At 44.6% G+C, this 12,033-nt stretch carries 8 protein-coding genes and 1 tRNA gene; 6 read left to right on the forward strand and 3 right to left on the reverse strand.

Going from position 1 to position 12,033, the window contains the following annotated elements; all coding sequences use genetic code 11:
• Window positions 1–2: 2 nt before the first annotated feature.
• The 5 genes from ACUY4Q_RS21185 to ACUY4Q_RS21205 are packed head-to-tail and all read left to right on the forward strand — an operon-like array spanning window position 3 to window position 5,926.
• Window positions 3–2,156, forward strand: a complete 2,154-nt coding sequence (locus tag ACUY4Q_RS21185; protein ID WP_458044642.1) for a DEAD/DEAH box helicase family protein — start codon at window positions 3–5, stop codon at window positions 2,154–2,156.
• Entirely contained in the window at window positions 2,156–2,386 is a 231-nt protein-coding gene (locus ACUY4Q_RS21190; protein WP_458044643.1) for a CxC ATPase DNA modification system associated small protein, read from the forward strand. The genes ACUY4Q_RS21185 and ACUY4Q_RS21190 overlap by 1 nt, the downstream gene beginning before the upstream one ends.
• The gene (locus ACUY4Q_RS21195) at window positions 2,367–4,427 is read left to right on the forward strand and encodes an AAA family ATPase (protein ID WP_458044644.1); all 2,061 of its coding nucleotides are present in this window, start codon (window positions 2,367–2,369) and stop codon (window positions 4,425–4,427) included. The genes ACUY4Q_RS21190 and ACUY4Q_RS21195 overlap by 20 nt, the downstream gene beginning before the upstream one ends.
• Window positions 4,420–4,872: a DNA phosphorothioation-associated 4-like protein gene (locus ACUY4Q_RS21200; protein WP_458044645.1), complete on the forward strand. Its 453-nt coding sequence runs from the start codon at window positions 4,420–4,422 to the stop codon at window positions 4,870–4,872. Before ACUY4Q_RS21195 ends, ACUY4Q_RS21200 begins: the two co-directional genes overlap by 8 nt.
• On the forward strand, window positions 4,865–5,926 hold the full coding sequence (locus ACUY4Q_RS21205; protein WP_458047409.1) for a cysteine desulfurase family protein: 1,062 nt from the start codon (window positions 4,865–4,867) through the stop codon (window positions 5,924–5,926). Before ACUY4Q_RS21200 ends, ACUY4Q_RS21205 begins: the two co-directional genes overlap by 8 nt.
• On the opposite strand, the gene ACUY4Q_RS21210 is transcribed toward ACUY4Q_RS21205, so the two are convergent.
• Window positions 5,907–7,934, reverse strand: coding sequence for a DNA phosphorothioation-associated putative methyltransferase (locus ACUY4Q_RS21210; RefSeq protein WP_458044646.1), 2,028 nt, complete (start codon window positions 7,932–7,934; stop codon window positions 5,907–5,909). The genes ACUY4Q_RS21205 and ACUY4Q_RS21210 overlap by 20 nt on opposite strands.
• Window positions 7,935–8,639: 705 nt before the next feature.
• Window positions 8,640–8,724 (reverse strand) — tRNA-Leu (locus tag ACUY4Q_RS21215).
• Window positions 8,725–9,159: 435 nt separating this feature from the next.
• On the opposite strand from ACUY4Q_RS21215, the gene ahr reads away from it, so the two are divergent.
• On the forward strand, window positions 9,160–10,179 hold the full coding sequence (gene ahr / locus ACUY4Q_RS21220; RefSeq protein WP_458044647.1) for an NADPH-dependent aldehyde reductase Ahr: 1,020 nt from the start codon (window positions 9,160–9,162) through the stop codon (window positions 10,177–10,179).
• 156 nt (window positions 10,180–10,335) lie between these two features.
• Here the strand turns inward: ahr and ACUY4Q_RS21225 are convergent, their stop codons facing one another.
• Window positions 10,336–11,973 (reverse strand): dihydroxyacetone kinase subunit DhaK, encoded by a 1,638-nt coding sequence (locus ACUY4Q_RS21225; RefSeq protein WP_458044648.1) that lies wholly within the window; start codon window positions 11,971–11,973, stop codon window positions 10,336–10,338.
• Window positions 11,974–12,033: the final 60 nt, after the last annotated feature.

Raw genomic sequence — 12,033 nt, forward strand, 5'->3', positions numbered from 1 at the left:
TCATGCAGTTTTCAGCCCTTGGACTCAAAGCTAAGTATGACTCTGATGAAGAAAGTATACTGGAATGTGTACATATTCCATTGCTTGCTCACTCACGTCGCTATGACAGAGCAGTGGGTTACTTTTCGTCTGATGTTTTAGTTTCAGCAGCGCAAGGGCTTGATAAATTTGTTTATTCTGGAGGAAAAATGCGACTTATCATTGGAAATCCATTATCTGATGATGAGTATGAGGCGGTGATGATGGGGATATCCAACCCTATTAAGGCTCAATCACTTCAATTTGCAGATTTGTTGCTTGATAGTAAAGAAAGAAACCTGAAGCTGTTAACCTATTTGGTGGCAAAAGGGCTGCTTGAGATTAAGTTTGCTTTTACTCATAAAGGCATGTTCCATAAAAAGATAGGGATCTTTTATCAGAATAGCGAAACCATTGTCTTCAGTGGCTCAGCGAATGAAACTATTGCGGGATTATCCAAGTACAACTCTGAGGAGGTTTCTTTATTTTTCAGTTGGCTTCAATCTTTTGATGATTATGGCCAAGTAGAAATCGATAATTTCAATAACCTTTGGAACAATAACAAGAAGCGTTCTAAAGTTTTTACTATTGATTCAGAAGCTTACCAAAAAATACAGAACAGTGTTGATCCTGAAGTGTTAAGGAATGAATTATTCCCAGAACTCCTTCCACCAAAGATAATCAAACCGTTTTTTTCGTACAGCTTCCCAAAATCGGAACAAGAGCTAACAAAATTAAATATTGAAACAAAAACGCCTCGTAAACCTCTGAAGGTGAAAGGTAGATCGTTTGAGTTATTTCCACACCAAATCGAAGCGATAGATAGCTGGCGAAAGGCTGATTACAATGGTTTGTTTAAATTAGCCACCGGTTCAGGTAAGACATTCACATCAATTTCTGCGATGGTTGAGTTATACGAAGAGCGTCATAAGAATGGAAACGCTACTTTTGTGATTATCAGTGTCCCTTATATCGAATTAGCCAATCAATGGGTAAAAGAGTTAGCCCCTTTCAACGTCATCCCAGTTCAATGTTACGATAGCTCTGATAATTGGGCTGCTGCATTGGATACAAAACTGTTGCGTTTTCGAACAGGAACTTTGGATTTTATCTGTGTTATTGCAGTCAATAAGACTATGGCATCGGAATTATTTCAGTCAAAGATTGCCAAAGTATCATTTGAAGATATGCTGTTAATTGGTGATGAGTGCCACCACCTTGGTGGCCAAGGCTATTTCGAGTCTTTACCTTCTGCTCGTTATCGAATTGGGTTATCTGCAACACCTTTCCGAACAGAAGATGATGAGGTCGAAGGAACACCTTTTCCTGATACAATCAGACAGAATTTAATTTCATATTTCAAAGGTATTGTAAGTGAATATTCACTAAGTGATGCCATTAAAGACGGAATACTATCTCCTTACCGTTATGACCTTGTTCCGGTCTATCTTGATGAGCAAGAGCAAGAAGCCTACGAAGATTATTCAGCAAAGATTCAGAAGCTTATGCTAAGAGCAAAGTCAACAAAGTTAACAAGTGATGAACAGTCAATATTGACCAATCTGTGTGGTGCGAGAGCAAGAATACTGGCCACGAGTTCAGGAAAGTTGCCGGCATTGCTCTCCTATTTGCAGAGCCATCCTGCATTGTCATTAACACACTCGTTATTCTATGTAGGAGAAGGTTCGGCTCCAGGAGATAAAATTCCATATATAACGAAGGTCACCAACTGTCTGCATGAGCACGGTTGTAAGGTTGCCAAGTTTACTTCGCAAGAAAATTCGTCAGAACGACGCAGGATTATGGACAGTTTCAAAGAACAGCATATAGATTCTTTAGTTGCCATGAAGGTATTGGATGAAGGGATCGATGTGCCGGTGTGCAGAAGTGCATTTATCTTGGCAAGTACTCGTAACCCAAGACAATATATACAGAGAAGAGGCCGCGTTCTTCGAAAAGCAGCAGATAAAAATGAAGCCTTAATTGTGGATTTTGTTGTTCTTCCTTTACCAGGCATAGTAAATCAATTCAGTCAGAATTTACGTCGTGCTGAGTTAGAAAGAATAAATGACTTCAGGTTGACAGCCATAAACCCCGAAGAAATTGACAAAAGAATCATTGAATTAGGAATTTATTAATGGATCTTAGTGCATTTAAAGCCTTACTAAAAGAAGTTGATAAGGATACACAGCTTGCTCATGAGAATTACTCCAAAAAGTCAGCTATTCACAAAGCGGCTTTACAGATCATGCAATTTGAGAAAGAGCTGTATTATGGCGATTTGGTGCAAGGTCGTCATCTTCAGAAGATAAAAGATATTATTGAAATTAATGCGGAAGATATCGTAAATGAAATTAATAAAAGTTGAGATAAATAACTTTCGCCAATTTTATGGTAAGCAGACTATCGAATTTGCTGTGGATCCTGAGCGCGGAGTTACGCTAATTCATGGAGAAAACAATGGAGGTAAGACAGCGTTGCTTAATGCTCTTCGCTGGTGTCTCTACGAGGAAACCACTGAAAATTTACTAGATCCTAAAAATCTTCTTAATAAGCATGCTGAAGCACAAAATACGCATATTTTCAGTGTATCCATTCAACTAGAGCATGAAAACCGCTTGCTTGAGGTTCGACGAATTCAGGAAAAAAATAGCGCTAGCAGTAACTTGCATGTTTATGAGATTGAAGATGGTTGTTATGCTGAAAAGGCTGAAGAAAACCCAAATACATTAATCAATACTTTTTTACCAAAAGAGATGTCTCAATACTTTTTCTATCAAGGAGAAGGGACGGGCACGTTAAGTAGTCAAAATGATTTCTCTCACATTAAAGATGCTATAGAAAAAGTTTTGGGATTGACTGTTGCTAAAAACACACTTAGGCACCTATATAGTGTAAAAACAATTTATCAAAAAGATCTCAAGCAGTATGATACAAATAGTGAAATTGAAACTTTTTTATTAAACAAAGATAACTTAGTTGCAAGTTTAGAACGCGAGAAATCACTATTAGCACAAAAACAAGCCGAATTGGAGCTTGCGGAAAAAGAATATGAAAATCAAATACGTAAACTCACTCGTTTTGATAAAACAACAATTGAAGACAAACTAAAGCTTCGTCAAGAAAAATCAGAGTTACTTAATGGCTATGAACGACAGCGGAAGCAGTTATTGTCAGAAAAAAACACAAAAACGCCGACTTGGGCGCTGACTACATTTAGCAAACAGCTTGCTGCAGTCGATCTTTCAGCCATCAATACTGAAGAACTTAATAAGTCACTACGTTATACCGTAGATAAGCAATTATTAAGTGAGATTATAAAGAGTAACGAATGCATCTGTGGCGCTCACATCGGTAAAGACAGCTCGGCAGCATTACTTTTAGAAGAGCTTGGCAGGCATGCTGTTGACCCCGACCTCAAGCGTCGTTGGGGGTTAGCGGTCAAGTTGCAAGAAAAAATGAGTAATCAGTTACTCCCTAAAGCTAGTATGGAAAAGTTATTAGCGGATATTGATAGTCATGAAGATCAGATGCAGGAGCTTGAACACAGCATAAAAGACCTAAGTCATACCATAATTGAATCCGATATTGATGACATTAAGATTATCGAACGAGCAAAAGATTCTGCAAAATATAAATGTAGCCAACTAAATGGTCAGATTCCGCAGTTGGAGCAGAGCATCCGTAAAAAAGAGATCGATATTAAAGAGATTGACCGCCGTGTAATCAGCTTGTCATCAACTCAACCTAAGGCTCATAAAGTTCGTGACTTGATCATAGCGACAGAAAAGATAATCGAATTATACGATGAAGCTATAAACTCCTCACAACATGGTGTTGAGAAAATTTTATTAAGCAAGATGCAGTCTTTGTTTAACCAAGTCGCTTTTAACGGTTATACGGTTCAAAAAGATTCTAAAGAATCGAGCGGAAGTTTCACATGGGCAATAGTGGATAAAGAAGGTAAACGCGCAGCCGCAGGTAACGGTTATCAAGCTATGCTCGCGATATCATTTATTGTCGCATTAATTGAGTTCTCGAAGGTTCGAGCTAATAACAAGCAGCACCTACTTACACCAGGGACAATTGCTCCATTTATTGCAGACTCGATTCTTGCTTTTATTGGTCCAGATAATGGTAGAGAGCTTGTCCGTTACATTGCAGATAAAGTAGAACAATCAATATTTATGTTTTCTCAGGCCCAGTGGACTGAAACGCATACCGATAAGGGAATTCGGCATAAAGTAGGCAAGGAGTATAATCTTGTTCAACATACAGTGCTGACCAAGGATGAATTTAAAGGTCAGTATCCGACACAACTTACAGTGAATGGTATTGACTATGAAGTTGTACGCTTTGGCAGCGATTTTGACAAAGTAACCATTGAGGAAATTCCATTCCATGGCTGAAATTATTGACTGGCGTAAGCTATCTGTTCGTAGGGATTCTCGTTTTGAATTCTTAGAAGAGCAATTATGCTCTACAAAAGGTGCAAAAAATGATTTCCAAGTCTTTGGTACAGTTAAAGAGCTAATGGTTTTCGCTGCGTTAGTTGGTTATCAACTGGATGACTATCAGCCACTTGAGTCTAAGGTAAACACAACACCGATTTTGTTAGATACTTATTCGACGACAGGGCATGACGCTTACATATACCTTATTGCACTAGCGAAAGAATCGTCACTAGACATTCTTAAAGATGAGAATTTAAGGTATGCTGTAAACATCTTTGAGGCATATTGCAACAGTGGTTTAAAACACATTGATAGCTGGATAATGAATAACATTGGTGAGTCGATGGTGGCTAATTTATTATTTAATCAAACCCTTGAGTACTTAATTGAAAATGAATAATTACTTCGACTACGCTGCTTCGACACCGGTCTCTCAACACGTTTTAGAAGCGATGAGGCCTTGGGAGAACGAAAATTTTGCGAATGCTTCCTCTGCACACGAAGCAGGAAGAACGAGTTTTCAAGCAACTCAGCAAGCAAGAGAACTCATTGCAGATAAAATAGGGGCTTTTGCAAGTGAAATTATTTTCACAAGTGGTGCCAGTGAAGCGAACAACCTAGCTCTAAAGGGCATCGCTTTCAAACACTTTGAAACCAAAGGCCACATCATTACTACAGCAATTGAGCACAAATGTATTCTCAATACCTGTACATTTTTAGACTCGCTCGGTTTCGAGGTGACCTACCTATCTCCTGATGAAAATGGTCACATATCACCTTCTTCACTCGAAAAAGAGATACGGAGCAACACTATTCTTATTTCAATCCATCATGTCAATAATGAGCTAGGGACAATTCAGCCCATTGAAGACTTTGGAGCAATAGCTTTTGAGCGCAACATCCCTTTTCACACTGATGCAGCACAGAGTTTTTGTAAGAACGATATTAATGTAGATGACATGAATATCGATATGCTCTCTTTATCCGGTCACAAAATCTATGGTCCAAAAGGCATCGGGGCGCTTTATATTCGTGATGCACGTCATTCAGAATTAGTCCCTCTTATTCATGGAGGGGGACAAGAATATGGAATACGTGGTGGCACATCACCTACTCCCTTGATTGTAGGGCTAGCAGCCGCAGTAGAATGTTACCCCACGCAAGCAAACCCAATCGAACATGAATTTCTAGAACTCATAGCACAATTTGATTTTACAAGAAACGGTGGGGACGCCGTGGTACCAACAACCTGGAGTGTAACATTCCATTCGGATGAAGAGGTAAAACGCTTTACCCATGATTGTCCTTGGCTTATATCTCAAGGTTCAGCATGTAATGCACTTTCAAATGTAGCGTCTCATGTACTAACAGCAATTGGGATGTCTGAAGAAGTGGCACGACGAACTTACCGAATTAGTCTTCCACCCTATAAGACTAGCCAGAAATTAGTTTAAATCCGATTACCTGTTTTTTTGCATGTGCAAGACGCTCTTCAAAAACCTGCCTATTCAAATTAACTTCACCTGTTGATACAATTCCTAAGAGTTTTGATAGTCGCTTGTCAAGGCTCTTCTGCTTTTCATATAGTTCATGCTTGCTATCAACGAGCAAATGTTTATTGAGTAACGGTGGGCGACGAGTTTCATCAAGATAGTAAAAAAAGTCTATATCTTGGTCAGACATTTTTATTTTAACTCGCTCTACTAAATAAGGTACAGAATTCTCAAAATTATCGTATTTTGTCAATGTGAGTTTACCAGAGTTAATATGAATTTTGACGAGGCTAATCGCATCATCAAGCTCACCGTACATTTGCAATGCAGCTCCGACGTAAATACGTAATAAAAGTGGTAATATTTCAATATGATTTTTATGAAAAATAAGAGAGTGTCCTTCATTGAGAATACTTGCAGGCAATTTTTTATGTGCAGTTATACACTGCTCCTCGATTAACTGCGTATCTGCAATCGCAAAAAGTAACTCTGTTGCTAAAGTATTTACCGTTCGAAAGTCATCAAATAATGCCTTAATATCACGTTTTAAACTATCAGGCTGTTGCGTATAAGGTTTTCTTTTCTCGAACAATCCCATAGCAATGTATACTAGCAGGTCTTCTTTGTGCGATTTTTCTGCTTTAGCAAACTCATGATCACCGTACATATCCTTAAGCAGACTGAAGACTTTTTTGTGAGACCCAATCAGGTTTTTAACCTCTTCAGAACGCTCAAACTCATCATTTATTGGTATACGACCAAATTTTAAACAAACATTCCAAAAATCATCAAAGAGCTCGCTATTTTGGGTAATAATTAGTTTTTCTCGACCTTTACTCTCAATTGGTGAAGGAGAGGTAAGTTGTTGCCAGGAATAGCTTCTCTGGTACTTGCTCTGGAGATATCGTTGCTCTTCTAATTTATCTTTAAATACGTAAAATATACCTGGACCAACTGCAATAGCGTCATCCTGTAAAGACCGCTCAAGGTACCCTTTGAATTCTGATTGTGCGTAATATTTTTGGAAAGTATTTCTGGACGTAATGACACCATCCTTATAAGGTTGGAACTGCTCGATATAAGACTCATTTGCCAACATCACGGACACGACAAGTATTTTATCCGCTAGCTCCCAAGCACTCAATAGAGCTTCGAGACGTTCATCTTGATCTTCAATGACATTAAGAACAAATCCTAAGTTCACAATATCAGAGTTTACTTTGTCGTTATCAGGTGAATATACTGGATCCCAGCCTAAAACATCAAGGCCATGAGCCTCTAACTCCCGTAGATCATCTCCTCGCCCACATCCATAGTCAAAAATAGATAAATGACCATCTAAATATCCTTGCTTCGCTAACGTCTTCATCGGACCAGATAATTCATGGCGAACAATAGCAGTCTTATAGCGGTCTATCCCAGGCTCGATAGCTATAATACTTGAGAATTCACTGCCTACTTTCAGCAATCGCCCTTCAACTAACTGGTAACCTTTTTTCTGAATCAAATTAAGCCAAGAGCGTCTGAAGCCTATAATCCGGGAATTTTCATACAAGCCTGCTCTCTCTCCTTCCTCTGTCAATGCCGTGAAGAGATCAAAGAAGTCACTCCCTGGTAAAATCATGGTTTCCTTTCGGTGTAAGATAGGAGGGTTGTCAGAAGAGCGATAGCAAGTGACTTTATGACTAAGCTTACTCAAATCCACATTGAGGCTTTGTTCCAGAGCAGGGTATGATTCCCTATAAAAATCAGGGTAATTGAGCAATGATAAGCGAAATTCGTTCCTAAACAACTTGATTAGGTTCCATTGCTCATCAGGCAATTTCACTGCTCGGGCTACAGCTGGTATAAATTTTTGTAATTCGGATGGGAGCTCATGCATCGCATCTCGGTGCAAATAGACCGCGTCAGGAAGCTGTTTTCCTATCTGAACTTGCTTGATAAGCTGCTTAAATGATTGACAGTCCATCGTATAGTAATAGTTCTTGTTTTCAGGGCTAGGTAGATATTCAATCTTAGCAGCATTGTTTAACGATTAAACGGAAATAGTCGGTAATTTTGTGTGACTGTCCCCATATCTTCAGAGTGATCTGACCAGCAATGGTGAACACGAAACCGTGGACATATCCCAGAGGACGCCGTCAGTGTCCATATTTCAAAATCTTAAGAATGCGGCGTATGGCATTCATTGCAGCACAGTTATCGACACGTTCACGAGAACGTCTCGAGTGCATGTCTTGTCTTGAGAGTAGTGATAGTTTGAACTAATTTCTTAAAGAACTCATTGACTGTCAGTCATCGCCGCCAGCTATGTTCTTCGTTATCAGGAGAGATGCCGTTAAAAAGTCCCACATCACTCAGATATTTATCGTCCTCTATGTTTCGGAGCGTAAGGAATGTTGCGACGTGGGTGACTTCTACCGCTACGGCCAGAACGTTTTGCTTTACTGCTAGCGCCTTGGCTACAGATACTGTTCATGATTATCAATGACCAAATCACCATTGTCACGAGTATAAGAACAGGCAGTATTCTCATTATCTAGGTAATGCATGGCTGTAATCTGGATGGGGAATAAATGGTAGCTTCAGAAGTATTAAATTATCGAGAATAATAGATAACTATCAAATTTCAGACACAAAAAAAGCCGCCCTTGAGCGACTTGATTCCATCTTATGGTGCCGAAGGCCGGACTCGAACCGGCACGTATCTCTACGGTTGATTTTGAATCAACTGCGTCTACCGATTTCGCCACTTCGGCACTGAAGGGGATGCGGAAACGTCTCGGATTATACCTGTCACACGCGGTCATGCAAGCGCCAGTAGCCCTGCCACGTACTGAGTGCTGAAAAAAACAGCGCAATGACAGTTTTGACACCACTTTGGTCACACTTCTGTCTATAAACTAAAATCGCAACGATGAATGTTTTCAGGGCCAAGCGTTTCGCTATTATCAGAATCCTTGCATTCAGGGTATCGAAACCTGGCTTAACGCCTTGTTACGCAAAGATTAGCTCCATCAATCACACTATCCTCTATACCCGTCATACTTCAAGTTGCAGGTGTGTTGGCTGTCCTCGCTCACCCCAGTCACTTACTAAAGTAAGCTCCTGGGAACTCGCTGCGTTGCCGCCTGCCTGCAACTCGAATTATTTAGGGTATACACTCAGTTCTCAACCATCATGAGGGAAAGGCGATGTCGATTATCAAAAGCTATGCCGCTAAAGAAGCCGGGGCTGACCTGGAGCTGTTTGAGTATAACGCGGGAGAGTTAGCTCAGGAAGACGTGGAAGTGCAGGTGGACTACTGCGGGATCTGCCACTCCGATTTGTCGATGATCGACAACGAATGGGGCTTCTCACAATATCCGCTGGTCGCCGGGCATGAAGTCATCGGCCGCGTGGTGGCGCTGGGTAGCACGGCGCAGAGCAAAGGGCTGAAGGTCGGTCAGCGCGTGGGCATCGGCTGGACGGCGAAAAGCTGCGGCCACTGCGACGCTTGTATCAACGGCGACCAGATCAACTGCCACAAAGGCGCGGTGCCGACCATCCTTAATCGCGGTGGCTTTGCCGACAAAATTCGTGCGGGCTGGCAATGGGTCATCCCCCTGCCGGACAGCATCGACATTGAAACCGCGGGCCCGCTGCTGTGCGGTGGCATCACCGTGTTCAAACCGCTGCTGATGCACCATATCACCGCCACCAGCCGCGTCGGGGTGATTGGCATTGGCGGGCTGGGGCATATCGCCATCAAGCTGCTGCATGCGATGGGCTGCGAGGTGACGGCGTTCAGTTCGAACCCGGCGAAGGAAGCGGAAGTGCGCCTGATGGGTGCGGACAATGTGGTCAACAGCCGCGACCCGGAGGCACTGAAAGCGCTGGCGGGTCAGTTTGACCTCATCATCAACACCGTGAACGTCGATTTGCAGTGGCAGCCTTACTTTGAAGCGCTGGCCCACGGCGGCGCGTTCCACACGGTGGGTGCGGTGCTGAAGCCGCTGGAAGTGCCTGCGTTTACGCTGATTGCGGGCGACAGAAGCATCTCCGGTTCAGCGACCGGTACGCCGTTCGAGCTGCGTAAGCTGATGAAGTTTGCCGGCCGGGCGAAAGTTGCGCCGACGACCGAGATGTTCCCGATGTCGCAGATCAACGAAGCGTTGCAGCACGTGCGTGACGGCAAGGCGCGTTACCGCGTGGTGCTGAAAGCGGACTTCTGATGATGTCTTGCTGAGGGAAAGGCAGGAGCAGAGGTGGGGGTGAAGGGTGGGAGTTTTCACCCTCACCCCTGCCCTCTCACTGAGGGAGAGGGAGAAAAGCGCAGTTTCAGTTCACACCGAACCCGCTCTCAGGGAGAGGGAGAAAACCGGGGCAATTTACCCCTTACTCAGCGCCGCAAACACTTCTGCAATCGCCACGGCTCCTGGGTCGGTGACCCCTTCGAGATTCTGACTGTTTACATACGACGAGCGGCCTGCACCGGCTTTTTGCATGGTCGCCGTTTTCTCAGCACCCGTCTTCGCGGCGGCCACGGCGGCATCCAGCCCGCTGTCACGCAGGGCCTCCAGCGCAGGTTGCAGCGCATCAATCAGCGTGCGGTCGCCCAGGTCGGCTCCCCCATAGTGTTTCATCTGCTTTAAGCCACGCAACAGCGCCTCAGGCAGCGGTTTCTCGTCGTGCACCGCCTGACCCGCAGCGGTGAAGAAAATCGACATCAGCACGCCGCTGGAGCCGCCCATCACCGTGGCGAGGCGTTCGCCCACCAGTTGCAGCAGTTGCGCGGTATTGTTCAGCGGCAGCTTGTCCTGCTCCAGTAAACTGGCAATTTCCCGCGCCCCTTCGGCGAAGGTCGAGCCGGTATCGCCGTCGCCTACTTTGGCATCCAGCGCGTTCAGGCGGTTTTCCAGCCCGATAAGTGTTTGTGCGGCGACAGACACCAGCGTATTGACCTGCGCGTTCTCCGACGGTTCAATCTCCAGTTGAGTGTAAACCGGGCTGTGGCGCTGGGTTTTCATCGGCGCAAACGGCACCGGTTTTTGCCAGCCCACGGTCTGCACATCGGCGCATAAAGCCTTCTCAAAGGTCTCGTTCAGGCGCAGAACGGAGAGCGAGAAGCCTTTCATGTCGAGCGAACTGACCAGCGGCGCGGGGCCAATCAGGTATGCAATCTGGTCTTTCAAGGCCGAGTGCGCCAGCTCTTTGGTCAGCAGCGCCATCTCCAGCGCCGATACGCCGCCGAGGTTGTTGATCAGCACCGCAATACGGTCGTTATCCGCCAGCGCTTTCAGCGGCTCGACCAGCGTCTCAATAAGCTGCTTGCTGTTGTGGCTGTCGACGGTACTGGCGCCCGGCTCGCCATGAATACCGAGCCCCAGTTCCACCTGGCCACGCTGGATGCGGTCATCCTCTTCGCTGCCCGGCAGGTTGCAACTCTCCATCGCCAGCCCAAGGCTCCAGACGTTCTCGCTGGCCTGCTGGGCGATGTCACGCACTTCGCTTAAGGATTTCCCCAGCTCAGCCGCGTAGCCCGCAATTTTGTGCACCAGCGCCGTGCCGGCGATGCCGCGCGGCTGCTTATTGTCCGGCAGGGCGATGTCGTCGGCCACAATCACCATTTCGACTTTCAGGCCATAGCGTTTGGCTTTTTCGGCAGCAAGGCCGAAGTTCAGGCGGTCGCCGGTGTAGTTTTTGACGATCAGCAGGCAGCCGCGATCGCCAGTCACCGCCACGATGGCATTCAGCACCGCATCGACGCTTGGGGAGGCAAAGACGTCGCCGCACACGGCGGCAGTGAGCATTCCCTTACCCACGAAGCCCGCATGCGCCGGTTCATGGCCGGAGCCACCGCCGGAAATCACCGCCACACGGGATTTATCCCAGTCGGCACGGGCAACAATACGAATAGCGGGATCGATGTCGAGGCGAACGAGGTTGCCGTGAGGGGCGGAAATCACCATTCCTTCAATGGCGTCATTGACCAGTTGTTTACGGTCATTAAAAAAGAATCTGGACATAGCTTCCTGAATTTTTTGTGAACCATAAGGCAAGCATAGTCTGCGCTACGTATTACGTTT

Source organism: Phytobacter cepae (assembly GCF_054165735.1).